Annotated in this window: 8 protein-coding genes; 3 read left to right on the forward strand and 5 right to left on the reverse strand. The window is 62.5% G+C overall.

Annotated features, from left to right (window positions below):
* The first annotated feature begins 61 nt into the window (after window positions 1-61).
* Window positions 62-7006 carry a Calx-beta domain-containing protein gene (locus ABEA02_RS13635; protein ID WP_345533642.1) on the forward strand — a complete coding sequence of 2315 codons (6945 nt, stop codon included), beginning with the start codon at window positions 62-64 and terminating at the stop codon, window positions 7004-7006.
* A 68-nt stretch (window positions 7007-7074) separates the two neighbouring features.
* On the opposite strand, the gene ABEA02_RS13640 is transcribed toward ABEA02_RS13635, so the two are convergent.
* The 3 genes from ABEA02_RS13640 to ABEA02_RS13650 form a co-directional block, all read right to left on the reverse strand.
* Complete coding sequence (locus tag ABEA02_RS13640; RefSeq protein ID WP_345533643.1) at window positions 7075-8052, reverse strand: alpha/beta hydrolase; 978 nt, start codon at window positions 8050-8052, stop codon at window positions 7075-7077.
* Between the two features lie 216 nt (window positions 8053-8268).
* On the reverse strand, window positions 8269-10197 hold the full coding sequence (locus ABEA02_RS13645) for a bifunctional diguanylate cyclase/phosphodiesterase (protein WP_345533644.1): 1929 nt from the start codon (window positions 10195-10197) through the stop codon (window positions 8269-8271).
* Window positions 10198-10251: 54 nt separating this feature from the next.
* On the reverse strand, window positions 10252-10890 hold the full coding sequence (locus ABEA02_RS13650) for a transglutaminase-like cysteine peptidase (RefSeq protein WP_345533645.1): 639 nt from the start codon (window positions 10888-10890) through the stop codon (window positions 10252-10254).
* Window positions 10891-11162: 272 nt separating this feature from the next.
* On the opposite strand from ABEA02_RS13650, the gene ABEA02_RS13655 reads away from it, so the two are divergent.
* The gene (locus tag ABEA02_RS13655; RefSeq protein ID WP_345533646.1) at window positions 11163-12983 is read left to right on the forward strand and encodes a TolC family outer membrane protein; all 1821 of its coding nucleotides are present in this window, start codon (window positions 11163-11165) and stop codon (window positions 12981-12983) included.
* Window positions 12984-13038: 55 nt separating this feature from the next.
* On the forward strand, window positions 13039-14010 hold the full coding sequence (locus ABEA02_RS13660; protein ID WP_345533647.1) for a substrate-binding periplasmic protein: 972 nt from the start codon (window positions 13039-13041) through the stop codon (window positions 14008-14010).
* 90 nt (window positions 14011-14100) lie between these two features.
* Here ABEA02_RS13660 and ABEA02_RS13665 read toward each other — a convergent pair whose 3' ends face one another.
* Window positions 14101-15507: an efflux transporter outer membrane subunit gene (locus tag ABEA02_RS13665; protein WP_345533648.1), complete on the reverse strand. Its 1407-nt coding sequence runs from the start codon at window positions 15505-15507 to the stop codon at window positions 14101-14103.
* Entirely contained in the window at window positions 15500-18688 is a 3189-nt protein-coding gene (locus ABEA02_RS13670; RefSeq protein WP_345533649.1) for an efflux RND transporter permease subunit, read from the reverse strand. The genes ABEA02_RS13665 and ABEA02_RS13670 overlap by 8 nt, the downstream gene beginning before the upstream one ends.
* Window positions 18689-18720 lie beyond the last annotated feature (32 nt).

Genomic DNA, 18720 nt, shown 5'->3' on the forward strand with positions numbered 1-18720 from the left:
CGCCACGGGCGGTGGTACCGACTACACGTCCACGCTCACCAGCGCCGCCTTCAGCAATGGCGTGACGATCTCTGGCGGCACGATCACCGTGCCGGCAGGGGTCACGAGCTTCACTGTCACTGTCCCCACCACGGCTGACACCATCGACGAGCCGAATGAAACCTATACCCTGACCGTAGGTGGCACGGCTGGCACCGGTACGATCAACGATGACGATGCCGCGCCGACCGTGCAAAGCGTCTCCTCACCGAGCACGACCGAGGGCAACAACCTCGTCTACACGGTCGCGCTCACCAACGCTTCGTCTTCAACCATCACCTTCCCGTTCAGCTTCGGCGCTGGCACCGCAACGTCGGGCACCGACTACACGGCATCACCCACCTTCTCGAATGGCGTCACGCTTGCTGCAGGCGTGCTGACGATCCCGGCCGGTGTCACGAGCTTCACCATCACGGTTCCGACCATCAACGACACGACCGACGAACCGGATGAAACCGTGCCAATCACGGTTGGCGGCGTCACCGGCACAGGCATCATCCTGGATGACGATGCAGCGCCGACGATTGCTACGGTTACCAGCAACAGCGCTACTGAAGCATCGAGCATCGTTCACACCGTGACGCTCTCGAATGCGTCGTCGGTCGCAACGACCTATGCGCTGAGCCTTGGGGGCGGTACCGCAACAGGCGGTGGCGTCGACTACACCTCCGCCCTGACCAACGCCTCGTTCTCGAATGGCGTGACGATCTCCGGCGGCACGATCACCGTGCCTGCTGGTGTCACGAGCTTCACTGTCACTGTCCCCACCACAGCTGACACCATCGATGAGCCGAACGAAACCTATACGCTGACCGTGGGCGCCGCATCTGGCACCGGTACGATCAACGATGACGATGCCGCGCCGACGATTGCCTCGGTTACCAGCAACAGCGCCACTGAAGCGTCAAACATCGTTCACACCGTGACGCTGAGCAATGCATCGAGCAGCGCCACCACTTACACCCTGTCGCTCGCCGATGTCACGGCAACCGGCGGCGATACCGACTACACGTCCGCCCTGACCAACGCCTCGTTCTCGAATGGCGTGACGATCTCGGGTGGCACGATCACTGTGCCGGCAGGGGTCACGAGCTTCACTGTCACTGTCCCCACCACGGCTGACACCATCGACGAGCCGAACGAAACCTATACCCTGACCGTAGGTGGCACGGCTGGCACCGGTACGATCAACGATGACGATGCCGCACCGACCGTGCAAAGCGTCTCCTCGCCGAGCACGACCGAGGGCAACAACCTCGTCTACACGGTAGCGCTCACCAACGCTTCGTCTTCAACCATCACCTTCCCGTTCAGCTTCGGCGCTGGCACCGCAACGTCGGGCACCGACTACACGGCATCACCCACCTTCTCGAATGGCGTCACGCTTGCTGCAGGCGTGCTGACGATCCCGGCCGGTGTCACGAGCTTCACCATCACGGTTCCGACCATCAACGACACGACCGACGAACCGGATGAAACCGTGCCAATCACGGTTGGCGGTGTCACCGGCACAGGCACCATCCTGGATGACGACGCCGCTCCGACGATTGCCTCGGTTACCAGCAACAGCGCCACTGAAGCATCGAGCATCGTTCACACCGTGACGCTCTCGAATGCGTCGTCGGTCGCAACGACCTATGCGCTGAGCCTTGGGGGCGGTACCGCAACAGGCGGTGGCGTCGACTACACCTCCGCCCTGACCAACGCCTCGTTCTCGAATGGCGTGACGATCTCCGGCGGCACGATCACCGTGCCTGCTGGTGTCACAAGCTTCACTGTCACTGTCCCCACCACGGCTGACACCATCGACGAGCCGAACGAAACCTATACGCTGACCGTGGGCGCCGCATCCGGCACCGGTACGATCAACGACGACGATGCTGCGCCGACGATACAGAGTGTGTCGTCGCCGAGTGCAACCGAAGGCTCGAACCTGGTCTACACGGTCGCACTTACCAACGCTTCGTCGTCGAGCATTACGTTCCCGTTCAATTTCGGTACCGGAACGGCAACCTCGGGCACCGACTACACCGCTTCGCCAACTTTCAGCAATGGCGTCACGCTTGCAGCAGGCGTGCTGACGATTCCGGCCGGTGTCACGAGCTTCACGATCACCGTGCCGACGGTTTCGGATACGACGGACGAGCCGGACGAGACCGTGCCGCTGACTGTCGGTGGCGTTACCGGCACGGGCACCATTCTCGACGACGATGCTGCGCCAACCATCGCCTCGGTATCGTCGAACTCCGCTACCGAAGCTTCGAACATCGTACACACCGTCACGCTGTCGAACGCATCGTCGGTCGCAACGACCTACGCTCTGAGCCTCGGTGGTGGCACTGCCACTGCCGGTGGCGTCGACTACACCTCGGCTCTCACCAATGCCGCGTTCAGCAATGGCGTGACCATCTCTGGCGGCGTCATCACCGTGCCAGCAGGCGTCACCAGCTTTACGGTCACTGTGCCGACGACGGCAGACGCCCTCGACGAGACCAATGAAACCTATACGCTGACGGTGGGCAGCACCTCAGGTACGGGCACCATCGTCGACGATGACCCCACACCTACGGTGTCGATCACCGGCCCCGCCAGCGTCAATGAAGCAGCAGGCACCGCGACCTACACCGTGGCGCTATCGGCCGCTTCGGGACAGACTGTCACCGTCAGTTACGCAACCAGCAACGGTACTGCGACAGCAGGCAGCGACTATTCGGCGACCACGGGAACACTGACGTTCCCGGCGGGCACAACTTCGCTGACGGTTACAGTTCCGATCACCAACGATACGACGATCGAGTCGACCGAGAATTTCACGATCACACTCTCTGCTCCGAGTAATGCCACACTGGGCACCGCATCGGTCACGACGTCCATCCTCGACAACGACGCTCCGCCGGTTCTCGATCTGGATGCAAATAACTCCAGCACCGCAACAGGCGCGAACTACATCACCAGTTTCACGGAAAACACCGCCGGCGCAGGTGTATCGATTGCAGATGCCGACATGACGATTACCGATGCGGACAGCACGGTACTCACGGGTGCGACCATCATCCTGACAAATCGTCAGACGGGCGACTCGCTCAATCTGGGCACCGACATCGCCGGCATTTCGGTCAACGCGAACAACCTGACAGGTTCGGTGACCATCACGCTGTCCGGATCCGCCACACTCGCGCAGTACATCCAGCGTATCCAGAACATCACGTTCACAAACAGCAGCGATGCACCGAGCACCACGCCACGCACCATCACGGTTCAGGTCACCGACGATCAGGGTCATACCAGCAATCTGGGAACGACAACCGTCAATGTCATCGCCGTGAATGACCCGCCGGAAACGACCAACATCACCGCGACAGGCAATGAAGACACCCTGATCACGGTCACCCTGGCAGGCACGGATGTGGACGGCACCGTCACCGGATACGTCATCAATACCTTGCCCGCAAACGGCACGCTGTACAGCGACGCTGCGGGCACGACAGCGATCACGGCTGGCAGTCTGGTGACAGGCCCGGTCTATTTCCGCCCCAGCACGGACTGGAATGGCTCGACCAGCTTCCAGTATTCGGCGCGCGACAACAGCGGCGCAACCGACTCCACGCCGGCTACAGCCACAATCAACGTGACAGCCGTGAATGACGGAGCCCCCCTTGCCGTGGCAGACAACTTTGTCACTTTGCTGGGATCGCCGATCACTTTGACTGCAGCGCAACTGCTCGGTAACGACACGCTGCGCGACCACGCCGCCATTTCGGGCACGGGCAGTGTGACGGGTGGAACGCTCGTGAATAACGGCAATGGCACCTACACCTTCACGCCAAGCGCTGCGGGCAATGGCAGCTTCACCTACACGCTGACCGATGACGACGGCCAGACCAGCACGGCAACGGTCTCGATCACTACCTACGCCACGCGCGATGACCTCGTGACCGTTAACGAGAGCGCCCTGACCGGCGGCACTGGTGGTGGCACGACAACATTCAGCGGCAATCTGCTCACGAATGATCCGGGCGCCACCTCGATCACGAGCGTCGGCGGCGTCACCGATGGCGGCGCAGGCGACCTCGACAGTCGTACCGGTTACATCGGCGTGCAGCATGTCGTGGGCGGCGTGAATGCCGGTGTGCTCACCGTCGACGTCTCAGGCACCGGTCTGGGCGACTACACCTACCAGCTCAATGACAACGTCAACAATAGCGCTACCGCCAACAACAACAGCATCACATCGAACATCGCCTACGTAACGAACACGGGCACAGGCAATGTCCAGGTCACCATCATGGATGACCGCCCTATCGCCTACGACAAGTCCATCGAAGTCGCCGAGGCGGTGATGCCGGTCTACAACATCGTGCTCGTGCTCGATATCTCACGCTCGATGACACTGGTTGAGGCCGGCGGTCAATTGCAGAGCGAGAACGCCGACGGCACGGTGTCGGTCAGTGATCGCCTGACATTGGCGAAGGCCGCCATGGTGGAACTGGTCAGCGCGTATTTCGACCAGGCATCCACTGTATCGGTCAAAGTCGTTACCTTTGGCCCGACCGCCACCATCCTCAATGGCAACACGGCCTATACGGACAAGGCCGCACTGATCGCCGCCATCAACGCCATCACGGTCTCGCCAACGGGCGGCACCAACTACGAGAACGCCCTGACGGCAGCCACGACCGCCTTCGGCACGCCGAGCGCTACCGCACAGGACATTGCGTACTTCATATCGGATGGCGCACCGACCGCGGGCAACACTACGACAGCGACTACGGCGTGGGACACCTTCACGAGTACCAACAGCATCAAATCTTATGCCATCGGGGTGGGCGGCGGCATCACCGCCAGCACCGCGCTCAACACCATCCACAACGTGGATGCCGACGCCAGCGGAACGCGTGACAGCGCGATCATCGTGCCTGACCTGAACGACCTCTCGGCCACCCTGACCAGCTCGGTGCCGACCGCATACGGCGGCAGCGTGGTGGGTGGCAGCAGCAGCGTGGGCAGCGCGCTCGGCGCTGATGATGGCTGGGTGCAGAGCATCACACTGCAACTGGACACGAACGCCAACGGCAGTCCTGACACCAATGTCACCTTCACCTACAACAGCGCGACCAACCAGATCAGCTGGACTGGCGGCTTCCCTGCCGGATCGCCGATCACGGGTGACAGCATTTCGCTGAGCGCCTCGCGCGGCTTTGTCTACGGCACCCTCAACTTCAATTTTGCGACGGGCGAATACACCTATTACGCAGGTGGCAGCGCTTCAAGTGGCACCACCTTCTCGATGAGCTTCATCGCGCAAGATAGTGATGGTGACGTCACCCCCAGCGCGAATCTCAATTTCACCGTGGTGGATGGCAAACCCATCGCCCGTCCTGACTTCGACACCCTGACGCCGAACAGCACCAGCTTCACGGGCAACGTCGTCACTGGCCTTGGCACTGACGACGGCTTGCCGGAGGGTACTCTGGCTACCGACTTCACTGCACTCGGAGCTGGCGCGGACACCGCGGCAGACGGGGCACGCGTGAGCAGCATCGTCTTCCAGGGGACCACCTATAACCTGACGGCTGCATCCAGCGGCTCGGCCAATGGCGGCACCTACACCATCACCGCGGCCGGCGTGCTCACCTGGACGCACGCATCGAACGGCAGCACGCTCACCTTCAACCGCGACGGCTATTACAGCTACACCCCCTCCACAGCCAATCTGCCCAACCCGCCGCTCGCTGCCGCGACAACCGTGACGCTCACCGCCGCGCCTGCCGCTGCGGCCGGTCTCACCATCACCGGGCTGGACGAGACGAATGCCAATGCCGGCGTGACCTACACAGCCGGCGCAGCCGGTGGTGTAGGCGTCACAGGTAGCGGGCTGACGTCGTCGAACGAAGACGGCGTAGCCGACAGCACACAGGTCGACAACCTGGAGACCATCGTCTTCACCTTCGACAATGCAACGCACCCTCGCGGCGTCGAAAACGTCACCATCACGCTCAATGCGGCCAACAGCAACCTTGGTTCCGGCACATCGGTGGGCGGCAGTACGTCGCTGACGTATGAGATCTATGCGGTCGACGGCCACCTGTTGGGTACGTTCGCCAGCACTTCCGAGACCACCATCACGATCCCGTCAAACTACAGCAACATCGGCAGCATCGCGATCCAGGCGTCCAGTGATGGTGAAGCCCGCATCGCGAGCATCAGCTATCAATCCGTGCTGGCAGACACCTCGACAACAGTCGTAGCCCCCGTCGAGATCAGCTACACACTGACCGACACGGACGGCGACACATCCAGCTCCACGCTCACGCTGACCTCCTACAACAACCTCGTTGCGGGCGACGGCTCGGCCAATACACTCACCGGGTCCGCCATCAACGACCAGCTCTTCGGCCTGGATGGCAATGACACACTCAGCGGTGGTGCAGGCCACGACCTTCTCTCCGGAGGCACAGGCAACGACTCGCTCTCTGGCGGTGACGGAAACGATCGTCTCTTTGGCGGGGACGGAAATGACACACTGGACGGCGGCGCAGGAGATGATCGCCTGGCTGGTGGCAGCGGCAACGACACCATGACAGGGGGCGCAGGGGCTGACACCTTCGTCTGGACGCTGGCTGATCGTGGCGCAGTCGGTTCCCCGGCTGTCGATACCATCCAGAGTTTCGACAACGCAACAGCAGCAGCGGGCGGCGACGTACTTGACCTGCGGGATCTCCTGCAAGGGGAGTATCACACGGGTACCGCTGCGGGAACGCTGGGCAACTTCCTGCACTTCGAGTCCAGTGGCGGAAACACCACCATCCAGATTTCCAGCAGCGGCGGCTTCACCTCGGGTTACAACGCCGCCTACGTCGACCAGAGCATCGTGTTGCAGGGTGTGGATCTGACGTCGGGCGGCACGCTCAACGATCAGACCATCATCCAGACCCTGCTCACGCAGGGCAAACTGCAGACGGACTGATCGACCAGCAAAAAAGAAAATGGCCGATACGTTTTGCGTATCGGCCATTTTCTCTCTGCGCCCGGATATCAGCTCTCGCGAATGATCGTCGAACGCCGCTGTTCGTCCTCAGGGAACACGCGACCCGTTTTCAGACATCCGTAGATGTGCTCGAACACCAGGCCAGGCTTGCCTTGCACTTTCCCGCTCCGGAAGTACGAGTGCCCCTTCGGAACATCATAAGAATTGTTCACATCGTCGCAGTCCACGACGTAAACATTCTTGGGCGTCATGTCCATGTTCTCCGGACCAGTGTGCCCCAAGCGACGGGATGCAATCTTGTTCTTCAGGTTCGCCGCCTTGCTGGCGCGCAGGGCCAGATCGTCTGAAGCGTAATAGACCACCACGTTCCTCGACGCATCGCAAATCAGCTTTGCTCTCTCGGTGCGATGGATGGACTCATTCTCGATGTCTGCCGCGACAAGGAAGGTATTGCGGAAAATGAGCGGCACGCCGTCGGCAAGATCGTATCTATCCCACGCGCACAGCGTCTCCCTGAGTACCCTGTTGCCCATCGAGTGAGCGAGGACGTTGATGCGTTTCAGGCAGGGATCTGTGCCAGGCGAATTCAGGTTCGACTCCCGCCACTCCAGGAACCGGCTTAACGCCCGCGACAGCGAGTAGGCACTGCCATCGGCAGACTTCTGGTCGTCCCAGTAGTCCTGGACGATGCCAAGATCGTTGTCGCACGGCCAGATGATGGGGACAACCAGAACCTCGTTCGGGTCCTGCTGATCACACAGGGCCTGAAACTCCTCGGCAGCCTCGAAGACGCTGTCGGGCAGGTTCGAGAAGCCGTGTATGTAGAGCAGGATCTGTCGGTAACTGGAGCCTTTCAGCTCCGACAGGAAGTTCATGCCGCCAACCTCCGTGAGGCTGCCGTCCGCATTCCTCCTGCAGAAAAACACCGAGTTGCTGGGCGCATTGTTCTTCAGGTCAAACTCGAATTTCCTGCCTGCTCTGGTCTGAATGGAGCCTTTCGGAAATCTATTCGTGATGAACAGCATGACGATTCCTCCGTATGGAAATTGAACGCGAGCGAATGAGGTGAGCGCCAGCCGGCATGAACTGCCAGTAGTGGCAGGTCAGGGCACACGCCAGGCAACTCAGGGGGCACCCTCAAACCTGTTGTCCCCCGCCAGCCCACCGGGTGCATTGCAGCTTACGAGCCCCCGGGATTCAACTTCCGGATATCAGCCCACCTGGGCAGTCTGGGTCGATGATCACCCTGCCACCCGTCGCGTCACCGCAGGGCCGGTCAGCCCCGAGATCTCCAGCGCCGCCAGCGCCTGCCATTCCGTCTCGGTCTCGACACGCTCGGCGATGACGGCGATGTCGAGGCTGCGTGCAATACCCGTGACGGCACTGACAAAACGACGATTGCCTTCGTGCCCATCGACGCCACTGACGAAAGCACCGTCCAGCTTGACGTAGTCGATACGCACCTCGTGCAGTCGCGGCAAGGCCGCGAAGTAGCGACCGAAGTGCTCGATACCCAGCTTGCAGCTGCGGCGGTGCGTTACCTCGCTCAGCTGCGCCAGGGCCTTCAGCCCGGCCTCATCGACAAGGATGCGTTCCGATACCTCCAGCCACACTCGTGAAGCTTCCGCCCCGATGCGGGCAAGGTGCACATCGCAGGCTGCAATGAAGCCCTCGCTCTGCAGACTGGATGGCGAGATATTGACCGCCACGTCGCCTGTTTGTGTCGCCAGTCTGGCCAGCGCCAGATCAAGCGCCAGCAAGTCCAGTTCGGCAAGGCGCCCCTGACGTTGCACGGCCGGCACGAACTGCCCTGCCACCACGCGCGTCCCGTCGTCGGCCACCAGTCGCATCATGACTTCAGCGTGCAGCAAGGCGCCGTCCGTACGCACCACGGGGTATGCCACCAGCTCGAAACTGCGATTGGCCAGCGCACGCTCGACCGTGGCCCGCCAGTCCTCACCGGACATGACACCTGCGCTGTGTTCGATGGCCAGGCCCGCCAGCGGCGGTGAAGCGGTACCCGCCTGCAGCAAAGCCGCGTCAATGCGTGTCATGACCGTCGCAACCGACTCACCGGGCTCATAAGCAGTCCAGCCAATCGTGGCGACCGGATGCAGCTCGGCAACGCCGTCACCCACCAGGGCTTCGAGCTGCGTCGAGATGACGTGAGCCAGCTCTGCGGCACGCACCATCACCGTGTCAGGCAACAACAGCGCGAACTCGGCGCCGCCAAGACGCCCCCTGATCACTTCGCATTCCGGCAAGTCCGCCGACTGCACGATACGCGCGCAGGCCTTCACCAGCGCGTCACCGCGCTCACGCCCAAGACGGTGATTGAATTCTGCGAGGTCATTGAGGCGTACCAGCAGCAGCACACCATCCGAGCTCGCCTTGTCGGCATCGAGCTGCTCGCGCAGGTTGCCCATGAAGTGATCGCGATTCGGCAAACCGCTCAGGCTGTCCTGCCGGGCCTCGGTCCGCAGACTCTCGATACGTTGGGCCTGTTCGGCAAACATGGCCTGCAAACGCACCACCATGGCATTCATGGCGCGCGACACCACCCGCAGCTCTGGCACCTGAGACTCGGGCACGGCGACGAAACGCCGCTCGCCAATCGCCTGCGCCTGTGTCACCAGCTCTTCAAGCGGCGTTCGTAGCCAGCGCATCAGACGGTTGATGACGAGCCCCAGCGACAGCCCAATGACGAGCAGGGTCACCGCCAGCTTGATGCTGCCCTGCCACAACGCACCGTAGGCGTAGCGCGTGCTGGCACGCAGTTCAACACTACCGGCCTGCTTCCAGCCATCCGACACCTGGGCTCGTCCGGCCTCGGCATGCAGCGGCCACAGCGCCATGAACCAGCCCGGCGCATCGGTGAGCTCGACCGTGTTGTGCCGCTCGACCAGAACTTTGCCGTCTACGCCCTTGAACACGATGCTCTCGAAGTGACCGGAGTCGAAGAGTGCCTGCACCTGCAGTTCCAGCATCGCAGCATCCTTGCTCTGCTGCGACATGGACAAGGCCAAGGAGGCTGCACTGTCACTGGCCTGAGCGAACAATTGTTGCGCCTGGTAATCACGCGCCATGCGCATGCTCACCACGAAGCTGCCCGCCAACGCCAGCAGCATCGCCGCCAGTGCGCAGAGCCACAATCGGGTCAATAGCGTCATTGCCTGTCCTCCTCGCCCGCACTGGAGTGCGGGGTTTTTCTGCGTTCAAGGTTCTCAAGGTTCATAGCCAGCCGCCTTCATCCTGATCAGCACATCGGTCCAACGCGTCAATCGGTCCACCGGTGAAGCCGGCCTGTCCGCTCCTGCCATCCACACCCCCTCGCCGTTGAAGCTGAAGACCGGGGTCAGGTCCGGGCGACGCCCGGCAGGCAGAATGTCGGTAATGAGGTTGTCCAGCACCAGCGGTTCAGCATCGGGCTGGGCGTAGTAGCTGAGCACCATATGGGCCTGGGTCACCGTGCTGGTGGCGGCGCCGATTCTGGCACGCACATAAGTCAGCCGCATTTTCGCTGCGGGCACGCCCAGCTCGATGAGGCTGAAATACTTGGCAATCGCGAAGTCCTCGCAGTCCCCTGCGCCGCGCCCGAGCGTTTCCAGCGGCGAAGCCCAGTAGTCGACGTTGCTCCACACCACCACGTCATCCTCGAACTGGATGCGGCGATTGAAGAACTCATTGACCCGGCGCAGCCGTTCGGGTTCGGACAGTGAAGTCATGCGCGCCAGGGCATCACGCCAGTCCATCAGGTTGCGCACGCCGCTCGCACCAAAGCGGCCATTCACGTATTGCTGCATGCGTTCAAGGTTGCTGGCCCACACACCGCACATCAGGGTCAGCCCCAGCGCGCCACGCACGAGCCAACGCGCAAAAGTGCGCCTTCGCAGTCGCCATGTGTGCAAAACCTCACCAAATGCAGGAGAAGTGCACAAAAAGTTACAGAGCGCGTTCCGCTTTGAGGTCATTGCCCGCTAAACTTCGCGCATAAATCAATAACTTGCCTCGAATTGTGCAATTCAGCAAAGCTGGCAGAGGCAACATGAAAAGCACGCACTTTCCCCAGATCTTCTGCGAAGCGTCGGGGGCCGCCCAACAGTAGAGTGCGCAGTGGGAAGCAATGGAGAACAGGATGTACAAGAAGTTGTCCGCAGCAATCTGCCTCGCACTGGCCGCGCAATACGGCCACGGTGCCACGCTCGGCGAAGTCGCCGAACGCGCCCTGGCCAACAGCCCGGAAGTCAGGGCACGACTGCATGAGTTCCTCTCCTCCAGTGAAGACCAGGATGCCGCCAAAGGCGCCCGGCTTCCCCGCGTTGACCTTGAGTCCTATTACGGCCGCGAACGCCTCGACACCAATGTCGGCAGTGTTCAGCGCTTCAACCACCCTGGCGTCAACCTGCAACTGCGCCAGCTGCTGTGGGACGGCTTTGCCACCCGCAACGAGATCCGCCGCCTCGGCCACAACAAGGCCGCCCGCTACTACGACCTGCTCGCAACCTCCGACGAAATCACGCTGGAGAGTGCCCGTGCCTACCTCGACGTACAGCGCTACCGCCAGCTCTCTCAACTCGCGCAGGACAACTGGGCGGTGCACAAGGAGACTTACGACCAGATCGAGCAAAGAGTGAAGGCCGGCGTGGGCCGGCGTGTCGACCTCGAGCAGGCTGCCGGCCGCCTGGCCCTGGCACAATCGAACTGGCTCACCGAGACCAGCAACCTGCATGACGTCAGCGCCCGCTACCAGCGCGTCGTCGGCGAACTCCCCCCGGTGCTGGCCGAATCACCCTCGGTCGCCACCAAGCTGCCTGCCGAAAAGGATGTACTGCCGGCTGCAGTCAAGCAGAACCCGACTTTCCTGTCCGCAGTGTCGGGCGTGCGCTCGGCCCGCTCGCAGACTGCCGTACGCCGCGCCGCCAACTCCCCGACCTTCGAAGCGCGCGGCAGCCACAGCCTGGAACGCAACCACGGCGGAACCCCCGGCCACTATTCCGACACGGTGGCGCAGGTGGTCATGAACTACAACCTGTTCCGCGGCGGCTCCGACCAGGCACGCATCCGCGCTGCCGAAGAACAGTTCAACACGGCCATCGCCATTCGCGACAAAACCTGCCGCGACCTGCGCCAGATTGCCGTGATTGCCAGCAACGACCTGCGCAAGCTGCGCGAACAGATCCAGTACCTCGAACAACACGCCCTGTCGACCGAGAAGGCGCGCGACGCCTACCGCCAGCAGTTCGACATCGGTCAGCGCAGCCTGCTCGACGTGCTCGACACCGAAAACGAGCTGTTTGAAGCTCGCCGGGCCCTGGAGCGAGCACGCTACGACCTCAAGCTCGCCGAATTCCGCGTACTGGCCGCCACCCACACCATCATGCCGACCCTGGGCCTGGCCCCTGGCAGCAATATCTCGCCGCTGGAAGAACAGGGCGACGAAAACGAACTCGACGGTGCGGCCAACTGCGACACCAGCATGACCCCGCCGCAAACACTCGACACGACCGCTGCCATGGCTGGCCGGCCGCCACGCACTTTCACCCTGCAGCCCGACCTGCTGGCCGCCACGGCGCCGCGCAAACCGGCAGCAGACGCCCCTGTCCCCGAGCACTGCCAGTTCGCGGCCGAAGACTGGGCAGCAGCCTGGTCTGCGAAGGACCTCAGCAAATACCTGGGTTACTACTCGCCAGGCTTTGAGCCGCTGACCCGCGCTGACCAGAAGGCCTGGAAGCAGCTGCGCGCCGAACGCCTGAACAAGGACTACATCGCGGTCAAACTGGCAGACATCAAGGTCAAGCAGATCAGCGCCAGCAGCTGCGAAGTGAGCTTCAACCAGCAGTATCGCTCCAGCGACTACAGCGACGACGTCAACAAGACCCTCGTCATCCGTCGCGAAGCAGACAGCACATGGAAGATCCAGCGCGAGATTGCCCCGCGCAAATCGAGTACCAACTGACCCCGGGTGTGACGTGCTTCCTCAAGACAACGGTCATGCCGGTCGTTGTCCGAGGATGGCCGGCATCCTCCCGAAGCCCTCAGGCAAACCGCCCCGCCACGGCGCTCACCTCGCACTGTGCGCGCTGCTGACGGCTTGCCTGGCATTTGGCAACGCTACTGCCGCCAATACCGAAGTCCGCCTCTACCGGCGCGAAGACAACGCCAGCAAACCACAGCATTCCGAACTGGTGCTGCAGGAAGCGCTGCACCGCACCGAGAAGAAATACGGCCCCGCCCGCATCGCCCACACCGGCGGCAACCTGCCACGCGAGCGCCTGCTCATCGAGATGATCAAGGGCGAGACGGTCAATGTGACCATCGTCGCCACCCAGCCCAGCTGGGAAGCCAGCACACTACCTGTATGGATACCCGTCGACCTGGGCCTGTCGAGCTACCGCATCGGCTTCGTGCGCAAGGACGGTCAGGCCCGGCTGAGCAATGTGAAATCACTGGATGACCTGCGCAAGGTGTCCATCGGCGCAGGTCTCGGCTGGTCGTCGCGCAAGATCATGGAAGCCAGCCAGTTGCGGCTGGAGACGGCTCGCGATCAGGAGGCCCTGACCAGGATGCTGTTGGCTGAACGCCTGGACTACTTTCCACGCGGCGTGAACGAGATATTCGGCGAGTACGACGCCATGTCTGATCGCCCAGCCGAACTCGCCGTAGAGAGCGACCTGCTGCTCGAGTTTCCCCTGCCCACCTATATCTTCGTGTCGCCTGCAGCGCCGGCACTGGCGCGACGCATCCACGAAGGCATGGAGAGCATGGTCAAGGACGGCAGCTTGTTGAAGATGGTGGTGCGCCATCACGCCGAGATGCTGCAACGGGCCAAACTGTGCCAGCGGCATGTCATCCACCTGCCAAACCCGCTGCTGTCGGCCGACAACCCGCTGCAACGCAAAGAGCTGTGGTTCGACCCCTTCAGCCCCGCCACGGGTCTCTGCCCGAGCACGGCTGTCACCAAGAAAAAGGGCCAGCCCCGCTAAGGTCTGGCCCTTTCTTCGGGCAGGGTGCGCAGTGCGCACCGCTTGTCACACGACGTGGTGCGCAATGCGCACCCTACCCACCCGCTTTTCTCACCACCCCCCACCCAGCGCGCGGAAGATGTCGACGCTCGCCGTCAGCGCATTGGCCTGCGCGTCGATGCGGTCCGACTCCACGCTATAGAGATTGCGCTGAGCATCCAGCACCTCCAGCCAGGGCGAAGCGCCCACGTCATAACGCTTCTGCGCGATGCGCAGCGACTCGACCAATGCCGTGGCGCGCTGTGTCTGCGCGACCTGCGTCTCGCGTGCGGCACGCAGGTTGCCCAGCGCGTCATAGGCTTCCTTGAACGCCGTCTGCACAGTGCGCACGTAACCCACTTCGGCTTGCGTGCTGCGGGCCTTGGCCGCATTCACCTGCGCATCGATGCGGTTGAGACCGAAGATCGGCTGGGTCAGGCCGGCAGCCAGACGCCAGATGAATGCCTGCGGCGAGAACAGATCGGAGAGTTGCGCACTCTCGTAACCCGCCCCACCCGTCAGGATGATCTGCGGGAAGTACTGCGCGCGCGCTTCGCTGACACGCGCCTGGCTGGCAGCCAGCGTGGCCTCGGCCTGGCGTACGTCAGGGCGGCGCATCAACAGGCTGGACGGCAGACCTTCCGGAACCGCGGGGGCATCCGGCAGCGTAGCCGCCGTGCTGCGCGACACCTTGCCCTCGATGATCTCGCGCGGTGAGGCGCCGACGAGCAGCGCAATGGCGCGCTCGGCTTGCGCCTGCGAAGCCTTCAGCGTCGGCACGGCAGCCGCAATCGCATCGCGCTCGCTCTGCGCCTGCTGCACCTGCAGGTTGTTGGCCGTGCCGCCGTTGAGACGGCGCAGTGCCAGTTGCAGAGCTTCGTTGCGCGTCACCAGGGTCTGCTGCAGGAAGTCCAGCTTGTGGTCGATGGCCAGCAGGCTGAAGTAGCTACGCGCGACTTGCGCAGCAATCGACGACTGCGCCGTCGCCAGCGCTTCACGCGTCGCGGCGAAGTCGCCCAGCGCTGCACGATTGGCACTGCGCACACGGCCCCAAAGGTCCACTTCGTAGGCCACGTCGATGCCGACCTTGAAGTCGTTCGAAAGATAGGTGCCCGCCGGGCGAGCCACGGCCCCTTTCTCGGTCGCCTTGCTGCGACTCGCATCGGCAGCGAGATCCACCGACGGAGCGTAGCCGCTGCGTGCCACGCGCAGCGCGGCAGCCGACTCCTCAACGCGCGCGGCGGCAATGCGCAGATCCGCGTTGTTGGCGAGGGCGCGCTCGACCAGCGCATCAAGCGCCGGGTCGTTGTAGCGCACCCACCACTTCGCAAGATCTTCGGTCGGCGCCTGGGCCGCTGGCAGCTCCAGCGTGGGCTTGTCGGCTTGTGGCGTCGAGGCGCAAGCACTCAGCAGCGCTAGCGCTGCCAGCATGCCCAGGTACAAGGGAGTCTTCATGGGTTGCTTGATGAGATCAGGCATCTTGCTTCTCCAGCGCGGCAGGCGTGTCATCCCCCGCATCAGGTTTGGTCGTCGGCTTGTCGCCCGTCAGATCGTTGATCAGACGGAAGAACAGCGGCACAAAGAAAATGGCGAGGAAGGTGGCGGCCAGCATGCCCGTCATCACACCGGTACCGACCGACTGGCGAGCCCCGGCGCCCGCACCCGACGAGAAGGCCAGCGGCACGACACCGAGAATGAAGGCCATTGACGTCATGATGATGGGGCGGAAGCGCAGGCGTGCTGCCTCAACTGCCGCATCCAGCGTCGACATGCCTTCGTGCCGCTTCTGCACGGCGAACTCGACGATAAGAATCGCGTTCTTCGCTGCCAGACCGATCAGTGTGACCAGACCGATCTGGAAGTACACGTCATTGGTCAGTGGTGGCGCCATGCCATGCGAGAGGATGCCGAACACCAGGTTGTGCAGCCATACACCGGCCAGCGCACCGAAGATGCCAAATGGCACGGCGAGCAGCACCGACAGCGGCAGCGACCACTTCTCGTACTGTGCGGCAAGGATCAGGAACACCATCACCACGGCCATGCCCAGCGCGAGGCCGGAAGCGCCCGAAGCACGCTTCTCCTGGTACGAGGCACCGCTCCAGTCGAGCGAGAAGTCAGGCGGCAACACTTCGGCCGCGAGCTTCTCGATCTCGGCAATCGCCTGGCCCGAACTGACGCCCGGTGCACCGGAGCCCAGCATCTTCACCGCCGGCAGGTTGTTGAAGCGATCCAGCGTGTCCGGGCCCGAGCTGTACTTCACCGTGGTGAAGGACGACATGGGCAGCATCTTGCCGGAGCTCGCCTTCACGTAGATCTTGCCGATGTCTTCCGGCTTCATGCGGTACTGCGTATCCGCCGACATCAGCACCTGCCAGGTGCGGCCGTACTTGTTGAAGTCATTCACATAGTAGGTACCCAGCGTCGCCGACAAGGTGTTGAAAGCATCATCGAGCGACACCCCCAGCGCTGCAGCCCGCTCACGGTCCACGTCAACGTAGAGCTGCGGTGACGACGCGCGCCACAAGGTCTGCACGTAGGCAAGCTTCGGGTTCTGTGCTGCCTTGGCCATGAAACCGTACACCACTTCAGCCGTGCGCTTGGGACCACCGTCGCCGCGGTTCTGGATGTAGAACTCGAAGCCACCGGCCTGACCGAGACCAAAAATGGCGGGCGGGTTGAAGGCCAGGATCAGCGCCTCCTTGATGCCGGCCGTCTTGCCATACACCTCGCCCACGAGTGCCTGCGTCGGCAGCTTGCGTTCGTCCCACGGCTTCTGCGTCACAAACAGCGTGGCCGCCGAGTTCTTGTAGCTGCCGCCAAGGAAGTCGAAGCCGGTGAAGGCGATCACGTCCTGGTTGGCATCGTTTGACATGATGATGTCCGTCACCTGCTGCACGATCTTGTCCGTGCGTTGCAGCGAGGCGCCATCCGGCAGGAACACGGCCGAGATGAACCAGCCCTGGTCTTCGTCCGGCACCAGCGAGCCCGGCGTGCTGCGCCACAAGTGGCCCGTCAGCAAGATCATGCCGCCGAACAAGACGATGCCCAGCAATGCACGACGTGCCAACCCGCCCACGAGCCAGGTGTAGCGACGTGTCAGTGCGCCGAAGAGACGGTTGAAGCCACGGAAGAAGAAGTTGTCGGCTTTGTGTTCGCTACGCAGGATCAATACGCACAATGCCGGCGTCAAGGTCAGCGCAACCAGGCCCGAGATGCTCACCGCGATGGCGATGGTCACCGCAAACTGGCGGAACAACTCACCCGTCAGGCCACCGAGGAAGGCGATCGGCACGAACACCGACACCAGCACCAGCACGATGGCAATCACAGGCCCAGTCACCTCATGCATGGCCTGGATAGCCGCCTTGCGCGCGCTCATGTGTTGCTCGTGCATGATGCGTTCAACGTTCTCCAGCACCACGATGGCATCATCCACCACGATACCGATGGCCAGCACCATGCCGAACAGCGTCAGCGTATTGATCGAGTAACCCAGCATGATCATGCCGGCGAAGGTACCCAGCAGCGATACCGGCACAGCCACGATCGGGATCAGCGTCGCGCGCCAGTTCTGCAGGAACAGGAACACCACGACGAACACCAGCAGCATTGCCTCGCCCAGCGTCTTCACCACTTCGTGGATCGACACCTTCACGAAGCGCGTGGTGTCGTAGGCCACCTTGTGCGTCAGCCCTTCCGGGAATTTCTGCGACAACTCGGCCATGGTGGCATTCACTTCATCTGCCACGCCCAGCGCGTTGGCACCCGGCTGCAGGAAGATACCGAGCAGGGTTGCCGGCTTGCCGTTGATGCGGCCAACGAAGTCGTTGTCCTTGGCGCCCAGCTCGACACGTGCCACATCCTTCAGGCGCAGCTTGCCGCCGAAGCTGTTCGAGCGAACGATGATTTCCTCGAAGGCCTTGGCGTCCGGCAGACGACCTTGCGTCGTAATCGTGTAGACCAGCTCCTGACCCGTAGCCGCCGGCATCTGGCCGATCTTGCCCGGAGCGAACTGCGCGTTCTGCGCATTCACGGCCGCCGAGATCTCGCCCACGGTCACACCCAGCTGCGCCATGCGGTCCGGCTTCAGCCAGATACGCATCGCATAGTCCTTGGCGCCAAAAATCTGCACATTGGTCGTACCCGGCACGCGCTTGATGCGGTCCAGCACGTTCAGCGTCACATAGTTGCTGATGTACAGATTGTCGTAACGGCTGTCGGGCGAATAGAAAGCGATAACCTGCAGGAAGCTGGATGAGCCCTTCTGCACCGTCACGCCCTGGCGTCGCACTTCCTGCGGCAGGCGCGATTCGACCTGCTTGACGCGGTTATTGACGTTAAGCGCAGCCTGATCGATGTCGGTACCGATGTCGAAGGTCACGGTGATGGTCACCACGCCATTCGACGCCGACGTCGAGTTCAGATACATCATGTGCTCGACGCCGTTGACCTGACTCTCGATGGGCGCTGCCACCGTCTGTTCAAGCACTTCGGCGGAAGCGCCGGGATACACCGCCGTGATCTGTACGGTGGGTGGCGCGATTTCCGGATACTGCGCAATCGGCAGCACGCGGATCGCCGCCAGCCCGGCCAGCGCGATGAAGATGGATATGACAGCCGCAAAAATCGGCCTGTCTATGAAGAAGCGTGAAAACATGTGAGCCTCGCGTTCGGGTGTGAGGCGCCAAC

The sequence above is a fragment of the Viridibacterium curvum genome (assembly GCF_039544165.1).
In the GTDB taxonomy this organism is placed as follows: domain Bacteria; phylum Pseudomonadota; class Gammaproteobacteria; order Burkholderiales; family Rhodocyclaceae; genus Viridibacterium; species Viridibacterium curvum.